Source organism: Amycolatopsis pittospori (assembly GCF_013870525.1).
GTDB classification, from domain to species: domain Bacteria; phylum Actinomycetota; class Actinomycetes; order Mycobacteriales; family Pseudonocardiaceae; genus Amycolatopsis; species Amycolatopsis pittospori.
Genome location: NZ_JACBXD010000008.1, coordinates 21,031 through 46,110 on the forward strand (window position 1 = coordinate 21,031; position 25,080 = coordinate 46,110).

The 25,080-nt window shown below is 67.9% G+C and carries 30 protein-coding genes; 18 read left to right on the forward strand and 12 right to left on the reverse strand.

The features are described 5' to 3' along the window. Positions 1–32 precede the first annotated feature (32 nt). Positions 33–1,406 carry an LLM class flavin-dependent oxidoreductase gene (locus H5J31_RS06300; protein WP_181771511.1) on the forward strand — a complete coding sequence of 458 codons (1,374 nt, stop codon included), beginning with the start codon at positions 33–35 and terminating at the stop codon, positions 1,404–1,406. Positions 1,407–1,577: 171 nt separating this feature from the next. Here H5J31_RS06300 and H5J31_RS06305 read toward each other — a convergent pair whose 3' ends face one another. After that, positions 1,578–1,991 (reverse strand): SsgA family sporulation/cell division regulator, encoded by a 414-nt coding sequence (locus tag H5J31_RS06305; protein WP_181771512.1) that lies wholly within the window; start codon positions 1,989–1,991, stop codon positions 1,578–1,580. Between the two features lie 122 nt (positions 1,992–2,113). Then, the gene (locus tag H5J31_RS06310) at positions 2,114–2,380 is read right to left on the reverse strand and encodes a hypothetical protein (RefSeq protein WP_181771513.1); all 267 of its coding nucleotides are present in this window, start codon (positions 2,378–2,380) and stop codon (positions 2,114–2,116) included. Between the two features lie 158 nt (positions 2,381–2,538). Between H5J31_RS06310 and H5J31_RS06315 the strand changes: the two genes are divergently transcribed. From H5J31_RS06315 to H5J31_RS06365, 11 genes are all read left to right on the forward strand, one after another. Next, on the forward strand, positions 2,539–3,462 hold the full coding sequence (locus H5J31_RS06315) for a tetratricopeptide repeat protein (RefSeq protein WP_181771621.1): 924 nt from the start codon (positions 2,539–2,541) through the stop codon (positions 3,460–3,462). Between the two features lie 60 nt (positions 3,463–3,522). Beyond that, positions 3,523–4,047 (forward strand): winged helix-turn-helix transcriptional regulator, encoded by a 525-nt coding sequence (locus H5J31_RS06320; protein WP_181771514.1) that lies wholly within the window; start codon positions 3,523–3,525, stop codon positions 4,045–4,047. A gap of 47 nt (positions 4,048–4,094) precedes the next feature. Beyond that, positions 4,095–4,610, forward strand: coding sequence for an SRPBCC family protein (locus H5J31_RS06325; protein ID WP_181771515.1), 516 nt, complete (start codon positions 4,095–4,097; stop codon positions 4,608–4,610). Then, on the forward strand, positions 4,610–5,647 hold the full coding sequence (locus H5J31_RS06330) for an LLM class flavin-dependent oxidoreductase (protein WP_181771516.1): 1,038 nt from the start codon (positions 4,610–4,612) through the stop codon (positions 5,645–5,647). Before H5J31_RS06325 ends, H5J31_RS06330 begins: the two co-directional genes overlap by 1 nt. Positions 5,648–5,788: 141 nt before the next feature. After that, positions 5,789–7,564 carry a 3-oxosteroid 1-dehydrogenase gene (gene kstD, locus H5J31_RS06335; RefSeq protein WP_181771517.1) on the forward strand — a complete coding sequence of 592 codons (1,776 nt, stop codon included), beginning with the start codon at positions 5,789–5,791 and terminating at the stop codon, positions 7,562–7,564. Between the two features lie 367 nt (positions 7,565–7,931). After that, positions 7,932–8,492, forward strand: a complete 561-nt coding sequence (locus H5J31_RS06340) for a TetR/AcrR family transcriptional regulator (RefSeq protein WP_181771518.1) — start codon at positions 7,932–7,934, stop codon at positions 8,490–8,492. 82 nt (positions 8,493–8,574) lie between these two features. Beyond that, positions 8,575–8,901: a YbaB/EbfC family nucleoid-associated protein gene (locus H5J31_RS06345; RefSeq protein WP_236004777.1), complete on the forward strand. Its 327-nt coding sequence runs from the start codon at positions 8,575–8,577 to the stop codon at positions 8,899–8,901. Next, positions 8,898–9,197: a hypothetical protein gene (locus H5J31_RS06350; RefSeq protein ID WP_181771519.1), complete on the forward strand. Its 300-nt coding sequence runs from the start codon at positions 8,898–8,900 to the stop codon at positions 9,195–9,197. The genes H5J31_RS06345 and H5J31_RS06350 overlap by 4 nt, the downstream gene beginning before the upstream one ends. Positions 9,198–9,217: 20 nt before the next feature. Then, complete coding sequence (locus tag H5J31_RS06355; protein WP_181771520.1) at positions 9,218–9,568, forward strand: hypothetical protein; 351 nt, start codon at positions 9,218–9,220, stop codon at positions 9,566–9,568. Positions 9,569–9,604: 36 nt separating this feature from the next. Further along, positions 9,605–10,282: a hypothetical protein gene (locus H5J31_RS06360; RefSeq protein ID WP_181771521.1), complete on the forward strand. Its 678-nt coding sequence runs from the start codon at positions 9,605–9,607 to the stop codon at positions 10,280–10,282. Next, a complete protein-coding gene (locus H5J31_RS06365; RefSeq protein WP_181771522.1) occupies positions 10,279–10,458 on the forward strand; it encodes a hypothetical protein in 180 nt (59 codons plus the stop codon). Before H5J31_RS06360 ends, H5J31_RS06365 begins: the two co-directional genes overlap by 4 nt. A 57-nt stretch (positions 10,459–10,515) precedes the next feature. Here H5J31_RS06365 and H5J31_RS06370 read toward each other — a convergent pair whose 3' ends face one another. The 3 genes from H5J31_RS06370 to H5J31_RS06380 all read right to left on the reverse strand — a co-directional run bounded on the left by H5J31_RS06370 (position 10,516) and on the right by H5J31_RS06380 (position 15,124). Further along, positions 10,516–12,078 (reverse strand): amidase, encoded by a 1,563-nt coding sequence (locus H5J31_RS06370; RefSeq protein ID WP_181771623.1) that lies wholly within the window; start codon positions 12,076–12,078, stop codon positions 10,516–10,518. 902 nt (positions 12,079–12,980) lie between these two features. Next, a complete protein-coding gene (locus H5J31_RS06375) occupies positions 12,981–14,243 on the reverse strand; it encodes an HNH endonuclease signature motif containing protein (protein WP_328701394.1) in 1,263 nt (420 codons plus the stop codon). 95 nt (positions 14,244–14,338) lie between these two features. Then, the gene (locus H5J31_RS06380; protein ID WP_236004779.1) at positions 14,339–15,124 is read right to left on the reverse strand and encodes a helix-turn-helix domain-containing protein; all 786 of its coding nucleotides are present in this window, start codon (positions 15,122–15,124) and stop codon (positions 14,339–14,341) included. A gap of 229 nt (positions 15,125–15,353) precedes the next feature. On the opposite strand from H5J31_RS06380, the gene H5J31_RS06385 reads away from it, so the two are divergent. Next, positions 15,354–16,754: a serine/threonine-protein kinase gene (locus tag H5J31_RS06385; RefSeq protein WP_181771524.1), complete on the forward strand. Its 1,401-nt coding sequence runs from the start codon at positions 15,354–15,356 to the stop codon at positions 16,752–16,754. Here the strand turns inward: H5J31_RS06385 and H5J31_RS06390 are convergent. The 3 genes from H5J31_RS06390 to H5J31_RS06400 form a co-directional block, all read right to left on the reverse strand. Further along, positions 16,735–17,592, reverse strand: a complete 858-nt coding sequence (locus tag H5J31_RS06390; protein WP_181771525.1) for an LLM class F420-dependent oxidoreductase — start codon at positions 17,590–17,592, stop codon at positions 16,735–16,737. The genes H5J31_RS06385 and H5J31_RS06390 overlap by 20 nt on opposite strands. A gap of 26 nt (positions 17,593–17,618) precedes the next feature. Then, positions 17,619–18,812: a cytochrome P450 family protein gene (locus H5J31_RS06395; RefSeq protein WP_181771526.1), complete on the reverse strand. Its 1,194-nt coding sequence runs from the start codon at positions 18,810–18,812 to the stop codon at positions 17,619–17,621. 313 nt (positions 18,813–19,125) lie between these two features. After that, positions 19,126–19,650, reverse strand: a complete 525-nt coding sequence (locus H5J31_RS06400; protein WP_181771527.1) for a GNAT family N-acetyltransferase — start codon at positions 19,648–19,650, stop codon at positions 19,126–19,128. 68 nt (positions 19,651–19,718) lie between these two features. On the opposite strand from H5J31_RS06400, the gene H5J31_RS06405 reads away from it, so the two are divergent. From H5J31_RS06405 to H5J31_RS06415, 3 genes are read left to right on the forward strand one after another with little or no spacing between them, the layout of a single operon-like run. Next, positions 19,719–20,087 carry a winged helix-turn-helix transcriptional regulator gene (locus tag H5J31_RS06405; RefSeq protein ID WP_181771528.1) on the forward strand — a complete coding sequence of 123 codons (369 nt, stop codon included), beginning with the start codon at positions 19,719–19,721 and terminating at the stop codon, positions 20,085–20,087. A gap of 46 nt (positions 20,088–20,133) precedes the next feature. Beyond that, positions 20,134–20,730 (forward strand): TetR/AcrR family transcriptional regulator, encoded by a 597-nt coding sequence (locus H5J31_RS06410; protein ID WP_181771529.1) that lies wholly within the window; start codon positions 20,134–20,136, stop codon positions 20,728–20,730. A 32-nt stretch (positions 20,731–20,762) separates the two neighbouring features. Continuing rightward, positions 20,763–21,524: an SDR family NAD(P)-dependent oxidoreductase gene (locus H5J31_RS06415; RefSeq protein WP_181771530.1), complete on the forward strand. Its 762-nt coding sequence runs from the start codon at positions 20,763–20,765 to the stop codon at positions 21,522–21,524. A gap of 3 nt (positions 21,525–21,527) precedes the next feature. Here H5J31_RS06415 and H5J31_RS06420 read toward each other — a convergent pair whose 3' ends face one another. The 4 genes from H5J31_RS06420 to H5J31_RS06435 are packed head-to-tail and all read right to left on the reverse strand — an operon-like array spanning position 21,528 to position 23,801. Then, complete coding sequence (locus tag H5J31_RS06420) at positions 21,528–22,820, reverse strand: NAD(P)/FAD-dependent oxidoreductase (RefSeq protein ID WP_181771531.1); 1,293 nt, start codon at positions 22,818–22,820, stop codon at positions 21,528–21,530. A 2-nt stretch (positions 22,821–22,822) separates the two neighbouring features. Next, entirely contained in the window at positions 22,823–23,089 is a 267-nt protein-coding gene (locus tag H5J31_RS06425) for a DUF4235 domain-containing protein (protein ID WP_181771532.1), read from the reverse strand. Beyond that, on the reverse strand, positions 23,086–23,391 hold the full coding sequence (locus H5J31_RS06430) for a DUF3618 domain-containing protein (protein ID WP_181771533.1): 306 nt from the start codon (positions 23,389–23,391) through the stop codon (positions 23,086–23,088). Before H5J31_RS06430 ends, H5J31_RS06425 begins: the two co-directional genes overlap by 4 nt. Beyond that, complete coding sequence (locus tag H5J31_RS06435; protein WP_181771534.1) at positions 23,388–23,801, reverse strand: phage holin family protein; 414 nt, start codon at positions 23,799–23,801, stop codon at positions 23,388–23,390. The genes H5J31_RS06430 and H5J31_RS06435 overlap by 4 nt, the downstream gene beginning before the upstream one ends. A 137-nt stretch (positions 23,802–23,938) precedes the next feature. Here H5J31_RS06435 and H5J31_RS06440 point away from each other — a divergent pair, with 137 nt between their 5' ends. Together H5J31_RS06440 and H5J31_RS06445 are read left to right on the forward strand one after the other, a co-directional pair. Beyond that, positions 23,939–24,400 carry an SRPBCC family protein gene (locus tag H5J31_RS06440; protein ID WP_181771535.1) on the forward strand — a complete coding sequence of 154 codons (462 nt, stop codon included), beginning with the start codon at positions 23,939–23,941 and terminating at the stop codon, positions 24,398–24,400. Positions 24,401–24,495: 95 nt separating this feature from the next. After that, positions 24,496–24,957 carry a hypothetical protein gene (locus H5J31_RS06445; RefSeq protein WP_181771536.1) on the forward strand — a complete coding sequence of 154 codons (462 nt, stop codon included), beginning with the start codon at positions 24,496–24,498 and terminating at the stop codon, positions 24,955–24,957. The last annotated feature ends 123 nt before the right edge of the window (positions 24,958–25,080 follow it).

Here is a 25,080-nt window from a genome sequence, read left to right on the forward strand (position 1 = left end):
CGTTCCGGCCACCGCTGGGTTTCCTTTCGCCCATGCCCGCGAAACGAATTCGCCTCAACGCTTTCGACATGGCCGTCACGGGTCATCTGGCTCCCGGTGTGTGGACCCATCCCGACGATCAGGCGCATCGGTACAAGGATCTCGACTACTGGACCGAATTGGCGAAACTGCTGGAGCGCGGTAAATTCGACGGTCTTTTCCTCGCCGACGTCCTCGGCGTCTACGACGTGTACCGCGATTCGCGGGATCCCGCGGTGAGCACGGGCACGCAGGTCCCGGTGAACGATCCGCTGCTGTCGGTCTCGGCGATGGCCGCGGTCACGAAGCATCTCGGGTTCGGCGTCACGGTTTCCCTCACCTACGAACAGCCGTATGCCTTGGCGCGCAAGTTCACCACCCTCGACCATCTGAGCAAGGGCCGGGTCGCCTGGAACATCGTGACGTCCTATTTGGACAGCGCGGCGGTGAACCTGGGACTGGACCAGCAGATCACCCACGACAACCGGTACGACATCGGCGAGGAATTCCTCGAGGTCACGTACAAACTGTGGGAGTCGTCCTGGGAGGACGACGCCGTCGTCGCGGACAAGACCACCGGCCGTTACGCCGATCCGGACAAGGTCCACCCCATCGAACACAAAGGGGAGTACTACTCGGTTCCCGGCGTTTTCCTCGCCGAACCGTCGCCACAGCGAACGCCGGTGCTCTATCAGGCCGGGACGTCGACCAAGGGACGTTCTTTCGCCGCCGAACACGCCGAAGCCGTGTTCATCATGGGGCATTCGACCGAACTCGTCGGCCGGAACGTCGCCGACGTCCGCCGCCAGGCCGCCGAATTCGGCCGGGCTCCGGAAAGCGTCAAGTTCTTCGCGCTCGTGACCCCGATCGTCGCCGAGACCGACGAGGCCGCGCGGGAGAAGTACCGCGACTATCTCGACCGAGCCAGTTACGAAGGCGCGCTCACCCTGTTCGGCGGCTGGACCGGGATCGACCTTTCCGGCTACTCGCCGACCGAAATCCTCGAACACGTGCACAGCGAGGCGATCCAGTCGGTGGTGGAGAACTTCTCCAAGGCCGACCCGACGCGGACCTGGACGCCGGAGGAGATCGGGAAGTTCCTCGGCATCGGCGGGCTCGGCCCGGTGATCGTCGGCTCGCCCACGACCGTGGCCGACGAACTGGAGCGCTGGGTCGAGGAGGCCGACGTCGACGGCTTCAACATCGCCTACGCGATCACGCCGGGCACCTTCACCGACTTCATCGACCTCGTGGTCCCGGAACTGCAGCGGCGCGGAGTTGTCTGGGAGGACTACGAGGGCGAGACGCTGCGGGAGAGCGTCTACGAACCCGGCCAGGTGCGGCTGCGGGACGACCATCCGGGGGCTCGCTACCGCCGCAATCGGTGAGGGGTGGGCAGATGTGACGTGGTCGGCGCTGCCCTTCGCAACGCCCGAGGGGTCAGTTCACCCGGGTTCTGCCGTACTGCGTCGCGGTCGCCGAAACCGACACCGCGGAGGAGACCTTCGAGGTGTTCGTCGAAGCGGCCTTCCGCTGCCTGTACGGCTGAACGGGGCGGCTCAGGACTCGGTGACGAGCTTGCCGATCTCCTGGTCGAAGTCGAACCATTCCGGCTCGGAACCGGCGGGCACCAGGTCGTAGGTGCGGTCCAGGAATTCGGCCAGTTCCTGCGCGGAGGCTTCGAGGACGGCGCAGCCGTCGGGCGCGCTGAGCGCGAACACCACGATCGAGGTGTCGTCGGCCGGGCTGATGATCACGTCGCCCTCACCCGATGGTGTGAGAAGGCCGTCGGCGAGCAGATCGCGGCCGAACATCCAGCGGACCGTTCCGCCGCCTGAGTGGTAGGCGACCACGATGGCGTACGGGTCTTCCGGGTCGTACTCGAGATCGGCGTGGACGGGGAGGGGGTCGGCACCGAAAGTGCGCAGACCGAACACGATCGTCCCCCGGATGAGGTTGCTTTCCTTGTCCAACGCTTCAGCCCCTTACGTTCGGTTGCTGTTGATCTTCAGCTATGGATAACGCAATGTGAAGCCTTTTCGTGACCCGAGTCGACAACTTTCACACGTTCGGCTGAGAGCTGTGTCTCATGTGCTCACGGACCGTCTTCATCGTGCACGCGGGGTGAGCGGCCGGGAGGTGCGAGCATTCGTGCAAAGGAAAGAGACTCCGCACGTGCATATTCCAGTGAATGAAAATAGCCAACCATTCGGCGGATGGTTTCGATTTCCTTCGCGGTTAACATCGACATCGCGTCGTTCACAAATTGTCTGGAGTCCGGCGTGGCTCCGTCCTGGACCTCGGCGAGCGTGATCGTTGTGGATTGGGAAGGAGAGCGATCAATGGGCGTGCGAATCACCATCGCCATTCCGAAGGAAGACCACCGGCGGCGTGACGCCGTTTACGGGCCGCGCCGGCGGGTGCTACCGGGGTGTGTGCTGCCCCCGTCACGATCGGGTCAAGGGACCGAACCCGCCGAGCCGAGGGTCCAGGGGCGTCGCCGTGATTGACCGGCTCCCGATGCGCGTCGGGCAGCCCGATGTCGACCGGCTGGAGGGTGTGATCGGCGCGCTTCGGGCGCGTGACTACCGGGAAGGCGGCGGTTCCTGCCGCGAATTGCTGCGGGTACTGCAACCCTACGGCGTCGCGCTGCAACGCGGGATGATGTCCGAGGTGCTGGCGCGGAAGCTGGCCGGGGTGGTCGCGGATCTGCACAACCTGCTGGGCTGGACGGAATTCGACTCCGGCCGCCCCGTCCGGGCCGAGCGGCATTTCCGTCGCGCGCTCGAACTCGCGGAGGAGTCGGGTAACGACGATCTCGTCGCCAACATCCACTACCGGCTCGGCAGGATGTATCTGCACCACCGCTCCCCGGCGGAGGCGCTCGATCAGTTCGGTCGGGGACAGCACGCCGCGCGCCGGGCCGGAACGCCGTTGTCTCAGGCGATCCTCACCGCGAACGAGGCCTGGGCCTACGCCCTGCTCGGCGACGTCCAGCAGGCGTTGAGCAAGCTTTCCCTTGCGCCGGAACAGTTCGCCGACGCGTCCAGCGAGGCTGTCCCGTCGTGGTCGGCATTCTTCACCGCCAACGACCTGGCCGCGATGATCGGCACGGTGCGCACCGAACTCGCCAGACTCGTGGACGTCCGCCACTGCCGGGAGGCCATTCCGGCGCTCACCGAGGCCGTCGACGGCTACGGGCCGGACATGGTGCGAAGCCGCTCGCTGACGATGATCTGGCTCGCCGTCGATCACACCCTGGAAGGGGACCTGGATCGCGCGGCGGAGGTCGGGCTCGCCGCGATGGAGATCGCCGGCGGAATCCGTTCCGCCCGCACGCGGGATCGTTTGCGTCCGTTGTCGGAATGCGTGCGGAAGCGGGTGGGCGACATTAATGCCCGGGATCTCCTTGACCGTATCGCAACATTTCGAGCCAGTGCCTGAGCGCTGGAGAATGTGTGGAGGAATGACCGGATCAATTCGGCCGGGCGTAGGCTCGCGGGCATGAAACGGACTTCGTTCGCGCAGTGGCCGTGCTCGATCGCGCGCACCATGGACCTGCTCGGCGACTGGTGGACCCCGCTGGTCCTGCGGGAGGCGTTCTACGGAATCCGCAGGTTCGACGAGTTCCAGCAGGAACTCGGCATCGCCCGGAACACCCTCGCCGACCGGTTGCGCCGCCTGGTCGGCGAGGGCCTGCTGGAAAAGCGGGCCTACCAGGCCGACCCGGTCCGCTACGACTACGTGCTGACGGAGAAGGGCGCCGATTTCTACGGCGTCCTGGCCGCGATGACGCGGTGGGGTGACCGCTGGCTCTCCGGTGAGGCGGGGCCGCCGGTCACCCTCCACCACGACGCCTGTGGGCACGACACGCATGCGGAGGTCGTCTGCGCGCACTGTGCCGGACCGCTGACCGGGGAGAACACCCGGGCACGGCTCGGGCCCGGCTACCCGCCCAAGCTCGCGAGCCGTCCCGACGTCGTACGCCGGTTCGCCGCCCAGGAGTCTCCCGAAGGTTTGACAACGTAAGTCCATCTACGCAACTATCGAGGTCACGAGCACGGGAGGCGACCACGATGGAGTGGACCGGCGCCAGATACGCCGACAAACCGACGGTCGAGGTCCAGGCCTGGGTCGACGCCGACCCGGAGCGGGTCTGGTCGATCGTCTCGGACGTGCGGCTGATGCCGGAGATGAGCCGGGAACTCCAGTCGGTCGAATGGTGCGATGGCGCGGACGGCGCCGCCGTCGGCCGGAAGTTCGTCGGCCGCAGCAAGCACGACGCGCTCGGCGAATGGGAGACGACCTCGCATGTCGTCGAATGCGACGAGCCCCGCGTCTTCACCTGGGCCGTCCACGACCCCGAGACGCCGACGGCGTTGTGGCGCTTCACACTGGAGCCGGAGAACGGTGGCACCAAGGTCCGGCAGTGGATGCAGCTGGGGCCGGGCCGGTCGGGGCTTTCGCTGGCCATCGATCAGATGCCGGACAAGGAACAGAAGATCGTCTTCGTCCGGCTGCGGGAGTTCGAGAACGCGATGACCGGCACCCTCGCCGCGATCAAGGAGCGGGCCGAGGCGGCGCGCGCGTGATGCGGACGGCGACCACGGTCGAGGCCTCCCGCGGCTGGCGCGAGACGCTGGATTTCGTGCTGGAGGCGGAAAAGCTCGGCCTCGACGACTGCTGGGTCGCCGAAGCGTGGGGTTCGGACGCGCCGTCGGTGCTCGGGTATCTCGCCGCGCGGACCGAACGGATCCGGCTCGGGTCCGGGATCGTCCAGCTCGGCACCCGCACCCCGGTCGCGATCGCGCAGGCCGCCCTGACCCTTTCGGAGCTCTCGGGCGGCCGGTTCGCCCTCGGCCTGGGCGCTTCGGGGCCGCAGGTGATCGAGGGGCTGCACGGCGTGCCGTTCGCCCGGCCGCTGGCACGGATGCGCGAGACCGTCGCGATCATCCGGCAGGCGTTCGCGGGCGAGAAGATCTCCTACTCCGGCGAGGAGTTCGAGATCCCGCTGCCCGGTGAGGCCAAGCCGATGCGACTTTCGATGACGCCGAATCCGGACATCCCGATCCACCTGGCCACGCTTTCGCCGAAGCTGCTGGAGCTGACCGGCGAGATCGCCGACGGCTGGCTGGGTACCAGTTTCGTCCCCGAGGGGGCGCACGCGTACTTCTCGCATCTGGACACGGGGCTCGCGAAGGCCGGGCGGTCGCGCTCCGACCTCGAAGTCTGCCAAGGCGCCGAGGTCGCGTTCGCCCGCGACGAGGACGAGTTGCGCGGGATGGTCGCGGGACGGAAGGCCGAACTCGCGTTCAGTCTCGGCGGGATGGGTTCGGCGAAGACGAACTTCTACAACAACGCCTACAGCAGGCAGGGCTGGGCCGACGTCGCCGCCGCCGTACGCGAGCGCTGGCAGGGCGGTGACCGGGAAGGCGCGGCCGCACTGGTGACCGACGAGATGGTGCTCGGCACGACGCTGATCGGAACCGAACCGATGGTGGCCGAGCGGCTGCGCGTGTGGCGCGACGCCGGCGTCGACACCGTCCGGCTCTATCCGGCGGGGGAGACCGTCGGCGACCGGCTCACCACCCTCGGCCGCGCGCTCGACCTGGTCCGCGCCCTGGGCTGAAGCTCCGCCGAATGCCCGCGCCGGTTGAGGTGACCGGCCGAGCGTGGCCGTCCCGGCGTGCTCCAAGCGGGTAGAACTTGTTTCACTTTTCCGTCCGGCTGGAGAACATGACCTCGCTCGAACGCGACGCGAGGAGGATTCATGAATCCGGTCCCCGACCCCCGTCTGTCCCGGCGCCAGGTCCTGCGCGGCACCGCCGCCGGTACCGGGATCGCGCTCGCTTCGGGCCTGCCGTTCGCCGGAACGGCCTCGGCCGCCGCTCCGGTGCTCGGCGAGTACGACGTCGTCGTGGTCGGGGCGGGCGCGGCCGGGATGACCGCTGCGCTGACGGCGGCGAAACGCGGGCTCAGCTGCGTCGTCCTGGAGAAGGCCGCGAAGTTCGGCGGCTCGGCCGCCCGGTCGGGCGCGGGGATCTGGATCCCGTGCAATTCCGTGCTGGCCGCGGCCGGCGTCCGCGACACCCCGGAGCAGGCCGCGCGCTACCTGTCCGCCGTCGTCGGCCCGTCGATCCCCGCGTCGCGGCAACAGGCGTTCCTCGCCAACGGCCCGTCGATGCTGTCGTTCGTGATGGCCAACAGCCCGCTGCGGTTCCGCTGGATGGAGGGCTACAGCGACTACTACCCGGAACTGCCCGGCGGGATGCCGGACGGCCGCTCGATCGAACCCGATCAACTCGACGGGAACGTCCTCGGTGCCGAACTGGCCAACCTGAACCCGCCGTACCTCGCGACGCCCGCCGGGATGGTCGTGTTCAGCGCCGACTACAAATGGCTCGCGCTGGCCGCGGTGAATCCGAAGGGCGCCGCCGTGGCCGCGGCCTGTCTCGCCCGCGGCACCGCCGCCGCGCTCGCCGGGCAGAAACCGCTCACCATGGGGCAATCCCTGGCCGCGGGGTTGCGCGCCGGGCTGCTCCGGGCGGGCGTCCCGGTCTGGCTGAACACGCCGTTGACCGACCTCGTCATCGAAAACGGGAAGGCCACCGGCGTGACGGTGACGCGCGGCGGATCGGCCGGCGTGGTGAAGGCGCGGCGCGGCGTCGTCGTCGGCTCGGGCGGGTTCGAGCACAACGCGGCGATGCGGGCGGAATACCAGCGCCAGCCCATCGGTACACAATGGACGGTCGGTGCGCGGTCGAACACCGGGGACGGGATCCTGGCGGGGAAACGGGCGGGCGCCACGCTCGACCTGATGGACGACGCCTGGTGGGGACCGGCGATCCCGCTGCCCGGCGAGCCGTACTTCTGCCTCGCCGAACGGACGCTGCCCGGTGGCCTGATGGTGGACGCGGCGGGCAAACGGTTCGTCAACGAGGCCGCGCCCTACAGCGACGTCGTGCACACGATGTACGACCGGAATCCGACGTCGCCCACGATCCCGGCGTGGCTCGTCGTCGACCAGCACTACCGGAACAAGTATCTCTTCCGCGACGTCGCGCCGCTGCTGCCGCTTCCCGATGAGTGGTACTCGGCGGGCGCGGTGAAGAAGGCATGGACGGTGGAAGCGCTCGGATCCGCCATCGGCGTCCCGCCGCAAGCCCTGCGTGCCACGGTGAACCGGTTCAACGGCCAGGCGCTGTCCGGTGTGGACAGTGACTTCCGCCGTGGCGCCAGCGCCTACGACCACTACTACACCGACCCGTACGTCCTGCCGAACTCGTGCCTCGCCGCGCTCTGGGAGCCGCCGTTCTACGCGTTCAAGATCGTGCCCGGCGACCTCGGCACGAAGGGCGGGATGCGGACCGACGCGCGAGCGCGGGTCCTTCGCGCCGACGGCTCGGTCATCACCGGCCTGTACGCCGCCGGGAACGCGAGCGCGGCCGTCATGGGCACCAGCTACGCCGGGGCGGGCTCGACCATCGGGCCGGCGATGACGTTCGGCTACGTCGCGGCGAACGACCTCGCGGACCAGTCGTCGTGACACCGGCCCTCACGTCGTCACGTGGGTATGGCGTCCCTCGGCCGAAACCTTCAGTCGTCCTCGAATGGCTTGTGTGGTTGAAGTTGTGAAGGAATGTGGTGTAGCTGCGAATCGTCGGCCATCAGACCATGATCGCAGTTCGAGGGGCGGTTTCGAATCTGGCGAACACGTGATGATGCCGCTCGTCGTCACTGGACCTTTCGTGCGCCACTGTGTGGATTTCGGGACGTCAGATGTCCCGAAATCCACACAGTGGCTCTCCCGGTGGGCCGAATCTGGCGCGGGTATGGCGCGTTCGGCTCCCGCGCGCGCGGCCACCGGTTAGGGTGGGGCCGTTCACGTGGCATCAAGGACTGGGGGGTCCGCCATGATCGTCAAACGTGCCTATCACCACGGGGACCTTCGTCGTGCGCTCGTTCTGGCCGCACGGGAGGTCCTCGTCGAGCGAGGACCCGAGGGGGTGAGCCTGCGCGGAGCGGTCGCGAAGGTGGGAGCCTCCACCGCTGCGCCGTACCGGCATTTCCGTGACAAGGACGCGCTGCTCGTGGCCGTCGCGCTGGAGGGGCATGCCGAGTTGCAGGACGCGCTCCGGGGCTGCGGCACCGGGACGGTGACCGCGCTCGGGCATTCCTACCTCGGGTTCGCGCTGGAGAATCCCGCGTTGTACCGGCTGATGGCGGGTGCCGGGATCGGTGATCGCGCCGCGCATCCGGAACTCGCCGAGGCCCATCGGGAGACCTGTGCGGTGCTGGCCGATCGGATGGGCGACCGGATCGACCCCGGCGGCTTCGCCACCACACTGTGGTGCCTGCTCCACGGGCTGGCCACGCTGGTGATCGACGGTCACGTCGCCCGCGGCTCCGCCATCGCGGAAGCCGAGCGCAGCCTCGCTTTCCTGGCGGGCGGCGTGGTGCCGCCGGCTGGCTGAGACTCGCCCTGAGGTGATCTGGGCCACATTGCCTCCGACGATGTCCCGAAGTGCCCGTCCCGGCAAAGTCAACGGTGCTTACATGCATCGTATGAACGGATACGACTGGGAGCCGCCCACGGCTGCGGAAATGGCCGTATGGGAGGCGCAGGCCGCGGAATTCGAACGTCTCGCTGCCGAACACGCCGAAGAACGCTTCACCGGTCGTTCGGACAGTGGGCTCGTCGAGGCCGAGGTGGACGGCAACGGACGGCTGATCGACCTGGACGTCAGCCCGGACGCCCTGCGTCAGGCCTACCCGCAGAACATCGGCCCGGACACGATCGAAGCCATCGCCGCCGCGCGTGCCGCGGCCGGTGCCGCCGGTCGCGAGAAGGCCGCGGAACTCTTCCCGGGGGTGTTCGCGTGAGCCGCAGGAGCAGGCTGGAGAACCTGGTCAGCGAGATCGAGGAGCGCGACGAGAAGCGGACGCGGGCGATCGCGACCGCCCGGGCGCAGACCATCGAGGTCGACATTCCCGACGATCTCGGCGTCGTCGAGGTCTCCGGCGCCGGGCGCCTGGAGCGGATCGAACTCGATCTCGACAACCTGCCCTACACCACGGCTCCCGCCTTGAGCGCGAACCTGCTGGAGGCGATCGTCGCCGCCGAGGAACACGCACAGGAACTCAGGCAGCAGGCCCTCGACGCCTCGCGCCCCCGCTGATCGCTGAACGGAGAACGACCTTGGCTCAGATCGACGGCACCGGCTACTACGTCGTGCCCGACGCCCTCCGCAAGAACACCGACGCCTGGGTCATCGCGGGCGACGCCTGGTACGAGTTTCTCAAGCTCGGTGGCGACTACGCGGCGATGTCCGACATCGACATGGGGCTGCTCGGCATGAAGACCGGTTTCCCGCGGGACTACAACGTCGCCCGCGAAACCATCCTGAAGACCACTCGGACCGGCTACGAACAGATCCAGGAAGTCCGCCAAAACCTGGACAAGGTCGCCAAGGACTACGAAGAGCGCGACGCCGAGTACTACGAGAAGTTCGGCTACATGGGCGACGACGACGCGAACAAGCGCTTCTAGGCCCCGCCCTCCCGAGACTTAAGGAACGAACGACGCATGCCGACACGCGAGAAGGCCGAGTGGCCGGAGAACGCCGCCAACAAGGTTCAGAAGGAGGCTGAGAAGCGTAAGCACAAAGGTGCGCTGGACGCCCTCTTCATGGTCCGTGACGTCCTTTTCGGCAACGCCGACCGGATGGAGGAACTGGCCGTGTGGTGGGGCCAGGCCCCGTACATGGTCGACTCCGAGAACGCCATCGACGACTCCCGCAACAACCTCGCCGCGTACTGGCAGGGCGGCGGGTACGACTCTTACAACACCTACGCGATCAACGCGACCAAGCGCATCTCGCGTAACGAAGGCGTGTTCAACGAGATCGCGGGCACGATGGAGAGCTGCATCGACATCGTCTACGAAACCTATGGCGACGCGATCGCCTTCATCAGCGAATGCGCCAATCAGCTCGCCGACGCCGCGTCGAACTTCCTCGAAGACGTCATCAACCCGTTCGGTGAGGCGGGAAACATCATCCGGGTGCTCAACGGGTTCGTCCAGGCCATCAGTGACCTGATCGAAGCGTCGGTCCGCAAGATGGGCGACCTGCGCCAGATGGGTGTCTTCCTCGCCCGGCAGGCGAACGACTTCGCCGACGTCAAGGAAATGGCCGAACCGGCCGGGAACCCCGACCTCTGGGCGGTCAAGCCGGTGCCGAAGGAACCCGCGGCCGCGCGGTGACGGAGGAGTCTCCGAAGGAAGAGGGCGCGGAAAACCTCCTCGAGAACCCGTGGGATCCGGAGACACTGGCCGCCAAACGCAAGAAGGCGGGCAAGCCGAAAGCCCGGATCAAGGGGGCGAACAAGCCTTCCGAGGGGGACCCGGAGTTCCGCTTCAAGTTCGGCAAAGCCTGGTAGGACTGAAGAAGGCGTCCTTCACCGTGTGCCATGCGGTGAAGGACGCCTTCGAGTCTCCTAGCCGATGGACGGGATGTACGTCGGCAGCCGCCGGACCTTCGTGTCCTGCTCGAAGGCGTAGGCGATGGCCAGCAGCGACGGTTCGCTGAACCGCCCGCCCATGATCGACAGTCCCAGCGGCAACGGCCCGGAGTAGGCCATCGGGACGGTCATGTTGGCGTAGCCCGAAACCGCGGCCGGACCGGAGGAGTCGATGAGCAGCGCGCCGTCACCGGTCCCGAGTTGCGTCTTCCACGCGGCGTTGTTGGTCGGCGCCACGATCGCGTCCAGCTTGTTGCCGCGCAGCGTCTCGTCGAGACCTCGCCGGGCGGCGCTCGTCGCGGCTTCCCGCATCGCGCGGTAGGCCGGATCGGTGAGATCACCGGTGGTGGCCTGCGACCGGTCCCACAGGTTGTGGGTCCAGTACGGCATCTCGACCGCGGCGTGGTCCAGGTTGTACTGGATCAGCCCGGCGAGATCGGCCGGGTGCTTACCGCCGGTGGACGCGAGGTAGGCGTTCATGTCGTGCTTGAACTCGGTCCTGATCGCGGGGAACTCGTTGGCCGCGATGACGTCCAGGTACGGGATGGTGATCTCCACCGTGGTGGCGCCGAGCTTCCGCAGCTTGCCCAGTGCCTGTTCGTACGCCGCCTTCGTCGCGTCGTCCGGGGTGTAGACCTCACGCCAGACGCCGATCCGCTTACCGCGCAAGGCGTTGGGGTGCAGGAACTTCGTGTAGTCGTCGAGCGACTGGCGGGCCGCGTCGACGGTGATCGGGTCGCGACGGTCGGCACCGTTCATGGCGGCGAGCAGGATCGCGGCGTCGACCACGTTGCGCGCCATCGGGCCGGCGGTGTCCTGCTGCTTCGACACCGGCACGATCCCGCTGCGGCTGACCAGGCCGAGGCTCGGTTTGACGCCCACGATGCCGTTGGCGCCGGACGGGCAGGTGACCGAACCGTCCGTCTCGGTCCCGACGGCGACGGTCGCCAGATGTGCCGCGACGGCGACCCCGGAACCGGCCGACGAACCGCACGGGTTGCGGTCGAGGACGTAGGGATTGGCGGTCTGGCCGGCGAGCGGGCTCCAGCCGTTCGACGAACTGGTGGACCGGTAGCTCGACCACTCGGAAAGGTTGGCCTTCCCGAGGAGCACCGCTCCGGCTTCGCGCAGGTTGTCGACCACGCCGGCGTCGCGGTAGGGGCGGGATTCCAGCAGGGCCGTCGACCCCGCCGTGGTCGGCTGCCGGTCGGCGGTGTCGATGTTGTCCTTGAGCAGCACCGGAATGCCGTCCATCGGGCCCTTCGACTGGTGCCGCAGCCGCCGGATGTCACTGGCCGCGGCGAGCCGCAGCGCGTCGGGGTTCGTGGTGAGCACGGCGTGCAGGGTCGGGTTCAGCTTGCGGATCCGCTGCAGGTAGAAGAGCGTCAGCTCGACCGACGACAGCCTCCCGGAGCGCATCGCCCGTTGCAGATCGGGGATCGTCGCCCGTTCCAGGTCGATCCCGGCGACGACCGGACGTCCGGAAAGCGACGTGGCCTGTGCCGGGACCGCCACGGTCGCGGACGCGACGAACACCATGACGAGAAATGCGGACACGGCCGCAAAGCGTCTTTTCAAGGAATTCCCTCCTTGGTCGAAAGAATTACTGAACCGTACGTGTACCGCTCCTGTCCAGAACCGCCGAATGGAGCAGGGGAAAGGGTGGATGAATTGTCGTCGAACAATTATCCGGTAGGCGTCCGGTTACGGAAACGACCTCAAGGCAGGGTTATCGGCCGATTTCAGTACGCGGTGCGCCCGGGTGTGGACGCAGCGTGATCCGGTTCGCGGCGAAGGTCCACTTCGTCGGAAATATTCCGTCGGAATTCGGCCGGGAACCGCATTGCTCAATTGATCGGGAATTGGTCGGATTATCGTCGATCATCCGGTCCTGCCGGGTCGGGAGTGCTCGGCGAGAGCGGCGCTGAAAGAACGCGCGGTACTCGCCAATCCCGCCACCGCCGAAGCCGGGTCGCGCCGGACGGGCTGTTGATCGAAGGTATTTTCCGTCTGTCGTGCATGGTCAGCAGTCGAGCGTTGACGGCAGGCAACCACATGAGAACGAGGCCTGCCGGGCGGGCGTGTCCCTGTCAGTGGTCCCTCGATGCCACTAAGTCCGGTTACGCCGCCCCTCGGGTCATGGACGTGGCTGGGGGGGGATAGGTCATGCCGGGCCTGGCGGCCACGAGTCACGAGAAGGAAACGGGGGCGTGGTGTTGTGCCTGGCTCGGGTTGCCTTGACGTGGTTGGAGTCGTGAGTGGTGAGTGTCGTTCTAAGGCGACTTGCCACTTAGGGCCAGCTTGTACTCAGATCAATCCTTGGGCTGGGGGTCGTTGAGGGAGGGGCGGGCGAATCGGTTATTTCCGCTGACGCCGGCTTGCCCGGCTTCCGGTGGGCATGCCGAAGGGCCCGTCGCCGGTTCGGTGGCGGGCTCTTCGGGTCAGGCTGCGGCGCGGTGGAGGGTGTTGCGCCGGGGACTTCGAAGTGGGTCTCGGTATTGGGGTGGGATGAACTCGGGTAACCCGTCGGCGGCCATGCGGACTTCCCATTCACCGTGGTGAATCAGGCGGTGGTGGAAGCTGCAGAGCAGGACGAGGTTGCGGAGGTCGGTTCGTCCGCCGTCTGCCCAGTGATGGATATGGTGTGCGTGACAGTTCTTCGGTCGCCGATGGCAGCCGGGGAACGCGCAGCCCCCGTCTCGGATGTTCAACGCCCGTCGCTGGCCCGGGGTGACGAACCGTCTGAGCCGCCCCACGTCGAGAGGTTCCCCGGCGGCGTTGAGTATCACCGGGAGCATGAGGCAGTCGCAGGCGGCCATCCGCGCTTCGCGGGCCGTCATCTCCCCGACGAAATCCAGGCAGGCCTTGCCGATCCCGGTCTTCAACTCGTCGAGACCGACGGTCACGTGGATCAGAGTGCGGTACCCGCTGGTGCCCGGCTGATCCGGGCAGGCGATCGCCAGATCCAGCAGTTCCGCCCACGCGTCGCCCTGGCGTTCCGCTTTGGTGCGCCAGTCGGCTTGGCCGAACTCGTCGGCCGGGCGAGGCTTCGCATAAGCCTCAAGCGCGGCCGCGGTCCGGGCACCCAACTCATCGTCAAGAAGACCTTTGATCTTCCAGAACCCGTCCTTGCGGCGTTCCACGGTGAGTTCACGGCGCGGCTGGGCGGGTTCGGGATCCTTCGGTTCTGCACCGTCGGGATCCAGCAAGCCCAGCAGGGTGTTCCCCAGTTCCGAAACCTCACTGGGACCCGCGTCCCGAGCCAGGTCGACGAGGGTCTTCTCCGTACGCTCCCGAGCCTCGACAGACACCTCGGCCGGGATCTCCTTCAAGATCCCCAGGACCTGCTTGATCCGTTCCTGCCCGATCGCACCGTCCGCCGCCGCCACAGCCGTCGCGGGAGCGAACGCCGGAACCTCACGACCATCCAACGCACGTGTGGGATTCAGATCGATCGCCTGATTCACATACGGACGCGCCTCAGTTTGGGACAACCCGGCGACATCGGCGAACCACGCCAATGTCGTCCCATACCCATACAAATCCTTGCAGCCACGAGACTCGATCTCCGCCAGATACCGGCCCAGACCAGCAGAGGCGACCCGCATCAGCTGCAGGAACTGCTGCACGCCGTGGGCAAGCTCCAGCTTGCCTGCGCGCCACAGCTCCTGCGGCAACTCGGGGAGGAACGTCGTCTCGGACACACTCCAAGAATACCAAAACCGGTCGAACATGTGTTCGTAATTTTAGGCCACATTTAAAGTGGTCTGAATAACCCTGGAGGGTGATTTCGTCGCAACTAGACGACCGCAGGCAGGCATCCGCCCCCGATCTCGGGGTAACGGCGTCTGCTCACAGTCCTCGGGGAGAGAGTGCGCCACCTGCACAGTTCGGCACCCTGAACGCGATAGTTGCATGACGTAAGCACCGCATTCAGAGGACTAAATGCGAAAGTCACGCGTTTAGTCCTCTGAATGCGGTAGTTGCGTGAGGTACGCAGGACGGCGGCGAGTGCCGCGCCGACCCGGCCGTCCGGGGTCCGGATCGGGACGGCGGCGCAGCCGAGGCCGGATGTGATGGTCCCCGATTCGACCGCGAACCCGGCCGTGCGGATCTCCCGCGCGCCGCCGTCCGGTTCCGCCAGGGCGGGATGGTGGGCGGCGAGGAGGCGTCCGGCGGCGGTTCCGGGTGGCAACGGGCCGCCCGGGACCACGGGGACGTCGTCGGAGGGCAGGACGGCGCCCGCGGCGACGAGCGCGCGGCCCTCCCGGGGGACCACGAGGACAAGGCTCGCGCGCATCCGCGTCGAGAGCGACGGCAGCCACTCCTTGGCCAGGTCCCGCAGTTCGGGCTGCCAGAACCGGCCGAGCCGGAACACCCGTGAGCCGATCCGGTAGCCGACGCCCGCCCGCTCGACGGCGCCGAGCCCGACCATCTGGTCCAGGAGCCGGTGCACGGTGGTCTTCGGGAGCCCGCTGGCCCGCACGAGCTGGGTCAGGCCGGCCTGACCGCCGTGGTCGTCGAGTGCTTCGAGCAACGTGAACGCGCCTTCGAGCACGCCTCTTCCGCCGATGGTTTCCCGCATCGCCGCCCTTCCCCCGCGTAAGGCCACACCGGAGAAGTAAAGTGCGTCGCAGGCGGCCCGAGATACGAACTTTCGGGCAGGTGAAGGGGCAGGGTTCCGCTGAACGGCCCAGTCGGGGACGTGACGGACACCGCGCCGGAAACGGCCGTGCCGGGTCGGGCTCTCCCGCGTGTTCCTGGCATGCTGACAAGGTTCGCGCGAACACCACAGCTCCAGGGGGACGTCGATAATGGAGGAGACCCGCCGCCTCGCCGACCGGTTCGATCTCATCGAGCCCGTCGGTGGCGGCTCCATGGGCACCGTCTGGCGGGCGCGCGACGACAACCTGGAGCGCACGGTCGCGGTCAAGGAACTGCTCCTGCCGCACGGGCAAGGGGAAGAGAAGTCCGACGAGGCCAAGAATCGCGCGCTGCGCGAGGCCCGGATCGCCGCGCGGCTGGTCCATCCGCACGCCATCACCGTCTTCGGCGTGATCGACGAGCAGGACCGCCCGTGGATCATCATGGAGTACCTGCCCTCGACCAGCCTCGCGGACAAACTGCGCGAAGGGCCGATGGAGGTCGACGACGTCATCCGCCTGGCCATCCAGCTGTGCTCGGCGCTGGCGGCCGCGCACCGGGCGGGCATCGTGCACCGCGACATCAAGCCCGGCAACGTCCTCCTGGGCGAGGACGACGGCACCGTCAAGATCACCGACTTCGGCATTTCGCGCGCGATGGGCGACGTCCAGCTCACCGCGACCGGCGAGATCTCCGGGACGCCGGCGTTCCTGGCGCCCGAGGTCGCCCGCGGTGAGGACGCCACCTTCGCCTCCGACGTGTTCTCGCTCGGCGCGACGCTGTACACCGCGCTCGAAGGCGGCACGCCCTACGGCACGGCGGAGAACCCGATCGCGCTGCTCTACCGCGCGTCGAGCGGCGAGATCACCCCGCCGACGCGGTCGGGCATCCTCACGCCGCTGCTGAACCGTCTGCTCGACGTCAGACCCGACAGCAGGCCGACGATGACCGAGACCGAACGGGAACTGCGGGCGCTGGCGGCCGGGGAGCCCACGACGCTCGTCGCCGAGGAGCCGCCGCCGAAGGCGCGCAAAGGCATGCTGATCGGCGTCCTCGCCGGGTTCCTGGTGCTCGCCGCCGTCGCCGCGGCCGTGGTCGTCGTGCTCACCCGCGGCGACGACGGCCAGACGGGCGCGGCACCTCCGCCGGCTTCGCAGTCGCAGGCCACCACCCCGACGCCGTCCTCCGAACCGGCCGCTCCGCCGCCGTCACCCTCTTCGGCGCCGCCCTCGACCCCTCCGCCGTCGACGTCGTCTTCAGCTCCGCCACCTCCGGCGCAGACGCCCGGCCAGGCACTTTCGGCGTACTACGCGCTCATTCCCGGGAATCTCCAGGCCGGGTTCGCGACGCTGACCGACAACTTCAAGCGCACCAAGAACCAGAGCTTCGAGCGGTACTCGAACTTCTGGAAGGACTACCGCGGGGTGGCCGTGTCGAACATCGTCGAATCCGGGAACACGGTGTCGGCGACGCTCACCTACAGCAGGGCCGCGGGCGGCACCATGACGGAGAAGGCGACCTTCGTCATGGTGCAGCAGGACGGGCGCTACCTCATCGATTCCCAGCGCTGAGATCGAGTTTCCCGGCGAGGCGCTGAATCCAGGCCTCGACCTCCTCGGGTGAGCGGTCGGGCAGGCCGAAGATCGTTTCGGTGACACCGGCCGCTTCCAGCTTCGCGAGCTGTCCGGGATCCGGACGGACGCCGAGCGCCGAGATCTCGGGTTCCCCGGAGCGCCCTTCCTCCCGCCAGATCTCGCGGAGCCTCCGGGCCTTGTCCTCGATGTCCGTGTCGCCCGGCGTGGTCAGCCAGCCGTCGGCCGATTTCGCGATCCAGCGGAAGGTCTTCTCGGTCGCGCCCGCGCCGACGATCACCGGGATCTGTGCCTGCGCCGGTTTCGGCCAGGCCCAGCTAGCCCCGAACGAGACGAATTCGCCCGCGTACGAGGCCTCTTCGTCCGTCCAGAGCGCGCGCATCGCTTCGAGGTACTCGCGCAGGACCGTCCGCCGCTTGCCGCCGGGGACGCCGTGATCGGCCAGTTCGTCGACGTTCCAGCCGAAGCCGACGCCGAGGGTGACCCGGCCGCCCGAGAGGTGATCGAGGCTGGCGATGGTCTTCGCCAGCGTGATCGGGTCGCTCTCGACCGGCAGGGCCACCGCGGTCGCCAGCCGGATCCGTGTGGTCACCGAGGCCACCGTGGCCAGCGCGACCCACGGGTCCAGTGTGCGCAGGTAGCGGTCGTCGGGGAGCGACGAGTCGCCGGTGCGCGGATGCGGGGCTTCCCGTTTGACCGGGATGTGCGTGTGCTCCGGCACATGGAAGGCGTCGAACCCCGCGGCCTCCGCGGCACGCGCGGCGGAAGCGGGGGAGATGCCCCGGTCACTGGTGAACAGCACGATCCCGTGTCTCACAGGCGGTCACGTTATTAGAACGTGTTTCAGTTTGCAACCGGCGCGTGCAGGGTGACCGGAAGCGTGTGCAGTCGCCACGTGCCCGGGTCCGGGATCCGCGACGGCCCGTCGGCGGGGGCGAGATCGGGGAAGCGGCGCAGCAGTGCGGTGAGCGCGACTTCGGTCTGCACCCTGGCCAGGGCGGCGCCGAGGCAGAAATGCGGGCCGTGGGCGAATGCCAGATGCCAGGCGGGTCCGGCCGCGCGGCGGATGTCGAAGACCTCGGGCTCGGGGAACGCCCTCGGATCCCGGTTCGCCGCCGCGATCGCGACGGTAACAGGTTCTCCTTCGGGGATCAGGACGTCGCCGATCCGGACGTCCTCGGTGGTGAGCCGGGGGACCGTGAGCAGCTGCGGGCTGCACCAGCGCATCAGTTCCTCGACCGCGCCGGGCATGAGTGCCGGGTCTTCGCGAAGCTCGGCGAGCTGGGCGGGATGGGCGAACAGGGCCTCGACGGAGTTGGCGATGAGGTTGCCGGGCACCTGGCCGCCCAGGACCAGTTGCCAGACCAGGGCGACGAGTTCGGTCTCGCTGAGCCTGTCGCCGTCCTCGGCCTGGATGCGGAGAAGCTCCGAGACGACGTCCTCGCCGGGCTCGAGTTTCCGGTGCGCGATCGCGGCGAGCGAGTCCTCGACGATGCCGGGTACGGCCTTCATGAGTCCGGCGCCGTCGCCTGCCGCGATCGCGGTGCCGTACTCGCGCCAGCGCGGGCGGTCGCCTTCGGGGATGCCGACCAGGGCGCAGATGGTGTCGATCGGCAGCGGACGCGCGAAATCGGTGACCAGGTCGATCCGGTCGCGGCCCGCGAAGCCGTCGAGCAGGCCATCGACGATCCGCTCGATGCCGGGCCGGAGTGCGGAGGCGCGGCGCGGAGTGAAGGCGGGGGCGACGAGACGGCGGAGCCGAAGGTGCTCCGGGCCCTCGACCTCCTGCATCGTCCGCATGTACGGGCGGCAGTGCTCGGGGATCTCCATGCGCTGATAGCTGGCCTGGCTCAGGGCGAAACGCGGGTCGCTGAGCATCTTGCGTGCTTGCTCATGGCGCAGCACCGCCCACATCGGGCCGAAACCCGGTGCGACCAGTTTGGCGACGGGGGAGCGCTCGCGGGCGGGGCCGTAGGCGGTGAAGGGATCGTTCAGGACCCCGGGGTCGGTCAGGAGGATCTCGGGAACGTCGGACAAGGCGGTCTCCCAGTTCGGATGAGAAATCAGATGTTCATGACATCTGGATGTTCAAGGTATCTCGATCCGAGGCGTAGGGCAATCACCCTGGGTGAAGGGGAGTCGATGGTCCGCTTGGGCGGAGTGGGGACGCGGTCGCGCGATCGCGCGAAAGTGCCGGCCGCCGCTCGTGACGAGTTCGCGGGACGGGCCTTCCGGTGGCGTCGAGATCGACGTCATCGCCGAGTGGGCGGAGGAGCATCGCGACGGCGGACGGCCGTGGCGACGGGCGTGCCGTCACGGCGGCGGGCAGTGTGTCCCGTGTGGAGTATCGCTAGACGATGTCCGTATGCCGGATGCGGTACACCTGCAGCCGGAGTCCGTAGTACTTCTCGGTTTCGCCGACCCACATCATCCCGAGTCGTTTCGCGGTCGCGATGGCGCGCACGTTGTTCGGCCGCGCGACGGCGAAGAGTTCGTCGGTGTCCTGGGTGAACGCCCAGCCGAGCAGTGCGCGGGCGGCCTCGGAGGCGTAACCCTCGCCCCAGGCGTCCGGATGCAGCTGCCAGCTGATCTCCAGGTCCTCTTCGTACGGTGGCAGCAGATGGATGCCGAGCCCGCCGACGACCACGCCGTCCTCCTTGCGCTGCACCGCCCATCTCCCGCGCGGCGGCACGAGATTGGGCTGGGCCTGTTGCCAGGCCTGCAGTACGGAACGCATGGCCGCGGCGTCGGTCACCCGGTCCATCGCCGGGGTGAGCCAGCGGGTCACGTCGCTGGTGCCGTAGATCGCCAGCGCGGCTTCGGCGTCGTCCTCGGACCACTCGCGGACGACGAGCCTTTCGGTGGTCAAGTCCATAACAGAACGCTACGCCGCATTCGTGCGACCGGGGTAGCGTCGGTATCCGAAGGAAAGTGAGCTCACACATGCGCGCCGAAACCTCGACGACCCCCGAGCAGGCCTGCCCGATCGCACCGGTCGTCGACATCGTCTTCAGCCGTTGGACCACGCCGATCCTGTGGGCGCTCAACGAGTTCGGCAGGCAGCGGTTCGTCGAACTCGAGCGGCTCATCGGCACGATCACGCCGAAGGTGCTGACCCAGCGGCTGCGGCAACTGGAACGCGACGGTCTCGTCACGCGGACCTATCACGCCGAGGTGCCGCCCCGGGTCGAGTACGAGATCAGTGACTTGGGGCGCAGTTTGGCGCCGTTGTTCGCGACGCTCGCCGACTGGTCGACCGAGAACCTGCCGAAGGTGGAGGACGCCCGGTCGGCCTACGACTCGGCTCCCTGAGTTTCTTTCTTGACCGATCGGTCCAGATAGGGTTACGCTTCTTCGCGTGTCCCGGGTGAAGGAATTCGACGTCGACGCGGCCTGCGAGGCCGCACTCGCTCTGTTCTGGCGGCAGGGGTATGAGGCCACCTCGGTCAGCGATCTCGTCGCCGAACTCGGCATCGGCAAGGCCAGTCTCTACGCGACCTTCGGTACCAAGCACGAGCTGTACCTGAAGGCGCTGAACCGCTACATCGCCCGAGGCGACGAGCGGTTCGTCCAGGACTTCGCCGGACCGGGGCCGGCGCTGGCGGGTGTGCGGCGGCTCGTGGAGCGCTATCTGGCCGAAATCCTCGACGAATCGGGGCGGGACGGCTGCTTCGTGGTCAACGCGGCCATGGAGATGATGCCGAGGGATCCCGAGGTCGCCCGGGTCGTCGAGCGGAGCTGGGACGGGCTCGAACTCGCTTTGCGGATGGCGTTGACCCGGGCGAAGGCGCAGGGCGAACTCGCCCCCGACGCCGACCCGGAGACGCTCGCGGGCTTCCTGCTCACGGTTCTGCAGGGGATGCGAGTGCTGAGCAAAGGGCCGGATCCCGCGGCGCGGGCACGAGCGGCCGCGGGGCAGGCCATCGCCGTCCTCGAAGCCTCTCGCATGCGGTAATACTAGAACGATCGGACCAGAAAGTGGGAACTGTGGGGAAGCGATTCAGCGGCAAGGTCGTCCTGGTCACCGGGGGAGGATCCGGGATCGGCCGTGCCACCGCGGCGGCCTTCGCGCGCGAAGGTGCGCAGGTCGTCGTTTCGGGGCGTGACGGGGAAAAGCTGCGTCAGACGGTGAAGGAGATCGAGGCCGACGGCGGGGCGGCCGACGCGGTGGTCGCCGACGTCGGTGCAGGTGCGGAGGTCGAGCGGCTCGTCACCGAGACCGTGCGTCGCCACGGCAAACTCGACATCGCGTTCAACAACGCCGGCGTCCTCGGCACCCCGGCCCCGACCGCCGACCTCGACGAGGACGGGTTCAACGCCGTCGTGCAGACCAACCTCACCGGCACCTGGCTCTCCATGAAACACGAGATCGCGCAGATGCGGCGCGGCGGCGGGGGAGTCATCGTCAACATGGCGTCCAACATCGGCTCGCACAGCCGCTTGCCGGGAATGGCCGCCTACGCCGCCTCGAAGGCCGCTGTCGACGTGCTGACCCGCACCGCCGCCCGCGACCACATCGCGGAAGGCATCCGTATCAACGCGGTCAGCCCGGGCGCCACCGACACCGGTATGTCGTTCCGGCCCGGTGAGACCGAAGCCGACCGCGCCGAACGGCTCGGCGCGGTCATCCCGCTCGGCCGGATCGGCGCGGTCGACGAGATCGCCGCGGCGGTGCTGTGGCTGGCCTCCGACGAATCCGCTTACGTCGTCGGGCACGACATCGTCCTCGACGGCGGTGCGAGCGCCTGACCTTCAGCGTCGTGAAGGCAGCTCCGGGGAATCGGTGTCCAGCGGTACCGCGGCCGACCGCACGAGTCCTAATTGGACCGTCTGCCGCTTGGACACCGCTTCCAGCGCCCAATCGGTGGCGGTACGGAGCCGGTTTCCCGGCATCGCCAGCAGGTGGTACCCGCGGGTGACCGCCTTGGCGGCGAGGCCGGAAAGCGGGATGTGCAAGGGATTCGCCGCCGCCTGATGGCCGCCGAGGTCGACCACGAAGCCGAGGTCGTGGTGGCGGTAGGTGCGGTGCGAGCCGTGACCGAGGGACGCGGCCACGTTCCGCCCGGCGAGTTTCCCTTGCCGCTCGGCATGTTGCGCGGTCATCGGCGTGTACTCGCCCGGCCGGGTCAGATCCGGGACGGCGGCGGCATCGCCGCACGCGTAGACGTCCCGTCGGCCGGGGACGTTCAGTTGCGCGGTGACGACGAGTCTGCCCTTGGCCGTTTCCAGGCCGAGGTCCGCGATCAGCGGATCGGGACGGACCCCGACGCACCAGACGAGGGTGCGGGTGGGCACGGATTCACCCGAAGTCAGCGTGACGCCCTTTTCGTCGGCGTTGTCGACGGACGTCCTCATCAGCACCTCGACGTCACGCGACCGCAGGACCTCGTCGGCGGTGGTGCCCAGACGCCGGTCGAGTTCCGGCAGGACACGCTCGGCCACGTCCAGCAGCAGCCACCGGAACCGCTGTCCGTCCAGTTCGGGGTGCCGCGCCGCGAGCGCGGCGGTGAACGCGGGTCCCTGCGCGGCGACCTCGGTGCCGGTGTAGCCGGCACCGACCACGACGAACGTGCAGCGGGCGTCGCGTTCGGCCGGATCCTCGGCCGAGGCGGCGAGTTCCACCTGCCGGGTGATGTGGTCACGCAGGTAGAGGGCTTCGGGCAGACCGCGGAAACCGTGGGCGTGCTCGGGAACGCCGGGGATCGGCAGCAGTTTGTTGACGCTGCCCGCGGCGAGGACGAGCCTGTCGTAGCCGAGGCGGTGTTCGCGATCCTCAGGATCCGCGTAGCGCACGCTGCGGCCCTCGAAGTCGACGGACTTCGCCGTACCGAGCACCAGGCGCACGCCGGGCAAGGTGCCCGGAATGGACACCGAGATCCGCCGTGGTTCGAGGATCCCGGCGGCGACCTCGGGCAGGAGCGGGAGGTACAGGAAGTAGTCGGTCGGGTTGAGGACGACGATCTCCGTGTCGTCGGAGACCGTCTTGAGCAGCGCCTTCGCGGCGTTGTACCCGGCGAACCCGCCGCCGACGATCACTACGCGCATCATCAGTCCTCGGTGGGCCAGTCGCCGGTCGCCTTGCGATAGCCGATCGCGCCCGCCCGTTCGGTGGCCGCCTTGACAGCGCCGAAGATCGCGCCCTGCGCCGCGGCGGCGACGATCACCTGGGTCCAGGTGAAATCGCGGTCAGTGGCGTCCGGCGCGTCTTCGTTCCCGCTCACGCGTTTCCATACCTGCTTGAACGCGATTCCGGCCAGTACGCCGCCCGCGGCGCTCACGGCCATGCTCAGCGGCTTGTAGAGCACTTTGTTCACGACGAGGACCTCTTTCGCATGATCAGCCGGATCGTCACCAGCAAGGCGAGCAGACCGGCGAAAATCGGCACGGGGTTCGCACGGACGACTTCGGTGCCCTGACGGAACTTTTGGGCGGCCGGCTCGGAGACCTTCTCCGAGATCTTGGCGCTGGCCTGGTCGACCTTTTCGTCGAGGTTGTCATTGACCCGCGTCTTCACGTCGAGTTTCTGGCCGAGCGCGTCGAGGGTTTCGGTGAGTTCTTCGCGCGCCACGTCACGGTCGGCGCGCGCTTCTTCGGCGTTCTTGGGGAAATCGCTCATGAGTGCACTCCCTGCTTTACGGTGTCGACGTCCTCGCGGACGCCCTCGATGGCTTCTTCCGGCAACGGCGGCGTCGCGCTCGCGACCTCCTTGCGGCCGACGATGGCCGAGATGCCGGCCACCAGCAACAGGGCGGCTCCGGTCACCACGGCCGCCAGCCAGGCGGGCATGACCAGGGCGAGCGCCAGGACCACCGCGGCGATCAGGGTCGCCAGGCCGAACAAGGCGAGGACACCGGCGGCACCGAACAACCCGGCGCCCAGCCCCATCCGTTTCCCCTTGCGCTGCAACTCGAACACGGCCAGCCGCATTTCGTCGCGGACCAGGCGTTTGACCTCGTCGCTCAGGTCGGAGACCAGCTCGCCGACCGACCGATCCGCGGCCGGCTTCCGGTGGGTTTCTTCGATCATGGAGCACCTCCTCAGGGCTGTCTGCCCGCCGGGTACCCGGGAGTAAGGACGATCAATCACGATGAGTTTCAGGCCTCCGGACGCCGGGTAGCCGAGGGGAGTACCGGCTCGAAAGCACCCAACCGAATGGAGGATGCATGAGCACGATCACCGAAATGGTCGACGTCGAAGTCCCGGTGAAAACCGCATACAACCAGTGGACGCAGTTCGAATCCTTTCCGAAGTTCATGGAAGGCGTCGAAGAGATCCGTCAGATCGACGCGACCCACACCCACTGGGTGACGAAATTCGGTGGTGTGAGCCGGGAGTTCGACGCGACCATCACCGAACAACATCCCGACGAGCGCGTCGCGTGGACCTCGGACTCCGGTCCCGACCACGCCGGCGTGATCACCTTCCATCGCCTGGACGACAACAAGACCAGGGTCACCGCGCAGATGGAGATCGACCCCGAGGGTTTCGTCGAGAACGTCGCCGACAAACTCGGCGTCCTTGACCGTCGCGTCAAGAGCGACATGAAGCGGTTCAAGGAGTTCATCGAGAGCCGCGGTGGCGAGACCGGCGCGTGGCGCGGCGACGTGGACCGCCCCGGCAGCTGATCCGAGCCCGGGACCTCCCCCTGGATGACGCGTTTTCCAGGAGGAGGTCCCGGGTATCTCAGGGGTGAGGTCCACAACGAAGGGAGCGTCCCGGCATGACTACCAACGCATATGTCGCCTTCCTCGTCATCGGGGTGGCGCTGGTCATGCTCGACGGCTTGATCATCTACCAGAGCGGCAAGCGCTACCTCCAGGGTTCCAGCGGTGATCCCGCCACCGGAGCTTCCATGTCGTGGCTGGTCACGGTGCTGTTCCACCTCGCGACGCTGGGCGTGCTGGCGCTCCTGTCGACCATCGACATCGGCGGCAGCGACCTGCCCGGTGTCGTGGGCCGTCTGGGCGTCCTGTTGCTGGTCCTGGCCATCGCGCACGCGATCACGCTCAGCGTGCTCTCCCGGATCCGTGGTGAGCAGGAGGCCGAAGCGGTCATCAACCGCAAGCAGCGCGTCGAGCCCGAGCAGCAGGGCACGACGGTGACCCCGGTTCCCGGCCAGGCCGGCCGCTACCCGACCGCGAGCCCGTCGATCGAGCAGCAGGCGCCGTATACGACGCCGTGATCAACCCTGGGCCGGCTATCCCGCTAAAACCGGCCCTACCTCTCGAAAAGTGCGTCCTCGGGAGCTCAGTGTGGCGAAAGCCACGTTCGCAACACTGAAGGTTGCGAACGTGGCTTTCGCAAC

Bases quoted from the DNA above. Each gene is read 5' to 3' on its own strand.
- H5J31_RS06300 (WP_181771511.1), top strand. From the start codon at position 33: ATGCCCGCGAAACGAATTCGCCTCAACGCTTTCGACATGGCCGTCACG.
- H5J31_RS06310 (WP_181771513.1), bottom strand. From the start codon at position 2,380: ATGGTGATTCGCACGCCCATTGATCGCTCTCCTTCCCAATCCACAACG.
- H5J31_RS06315 (WP_181771621.1), top strand. From the start codon at position 2,539: ATGCGCGTCGGGCAGCCCGATGTCGACCGGCTGGAGGGTGTGATCGGC.
- H5J31_RS06320 (WP_181771514.1), top strand. From the start codon at position 3,523: ATGAAACGGACTTCGTTCGCGCAGTGGCCGTGCTCGATCGCGCGCACC.
- H5J31_RS06325 (WP_181771515.1), top strand. From the start codon at position 4,095: ATGGAGTGGACCGGCGCCAGATACGCCGACAAACCGACGGTCGAGGTC.
- H5J31_RS06330 (WP_181771516.1), top strand. From the start codon at position 4,610: ATGCGGACGGCGACCACGGTCGAGGCCTCCCGCGGCTGGCGCGAGACG.
- kstD (WP_181771517.1), top strand. From the start codon at position 5,789: ATGAATCCGGTCCCCGACCCCCGTCTGTCCCGGCGCCAGGTCCTGCGC.
- H5J31_RS06340 (WP_181771518.1), top strand. From the start codon at position 7,932: ATGATCGTCAAACGTGCCTATCACCACGGGGACCTTCGTCGTGCGCTC.
- H5J31_RS06345 (WP_236004777.1), top strand. From the start codon at position 8,575: ATGCATCGTATGAACGGATACGACTGGGAGCCGCCCACGGCTGCGGAA.
- H5J31_RS06360 (WP_181771521.1), top strand. From the start codon at position 9,605: ATGCCGACACGCGAGAAGGCCGAGTGGCCGGAGAACGCCGCCAACAAG.
- H5J31_RS06370 (WP_181771623.1), bottom strand. From the start codon at position 12,078: ATGGTGTTCGTCGCGTCCGCGACCGTGGCGGTCCCGGCACAGGCCACG.
- H5J31_RS06380 (WP_236004779.1), bottom strand. From the start codon at position 15,124: ATGCGGGAAACCATCGGCGGAAGAGGCGTGCTCGAAGGCGCGTTCACG.
- H5J31_RS06385 (WP_181771524.1), top strand. From the start codon at position 15,354: ATGGAGGAGACCCGCCGCCTCGCCGACCGGTTCGATCTCATCGAGCCC.
- H5J31_RS06400 (WP_181771527.1), bottom strand. From the start codon at position 19,650: ATGGACTTGACCACCGAAAGGCTCGTCGTCCGCGAGTGGTCCGAGGAC.
- H5J31_RS06405 (WP_181771528.1), top strand. From the start codon at position 19,719: ATGCGCGCCGAAACCTCGACGACCCCCGAGCAGGCCTGCCCGATCGCA.
- H5J31_RS06420 (WP_181771531.1), bottom strand. From the start codon at position 22,820: ATGCGCGTAGTGATCGTCGGCGGCGGGTTCGCCGGGTACAACGCCGCG.
- H5J31_RS06430 (WP_181771533.1), bottom strand. From the start codon at position 23,391: ATGAGCGATTTCCCCAAGAACGCCGAAGAAGCGCGCGCCGACCGTGAC.
- H5J31_RS06435 (WP_181771534.1), bottom strand. From the start codon at position 23,801: ATGATCGAAGAAACCCACCGGAAGCCGGCCGCGGATCGGTCGGTCGGC.
- H5J31_RS06440 (WP_181771535.1), top strand. From the start codon at position 23,939: ATGAGCACGATCACCGAAATGGTCGACGTCGAAGTCCCGGTGAAAACC.
- H5J31_RS06445 (WP_181771536.1), top strand. From the start codon at position 24,496: ATGACTACCAACGCATATGTCGCCTTCCTCGTCATCGGGGTGGCGCTG.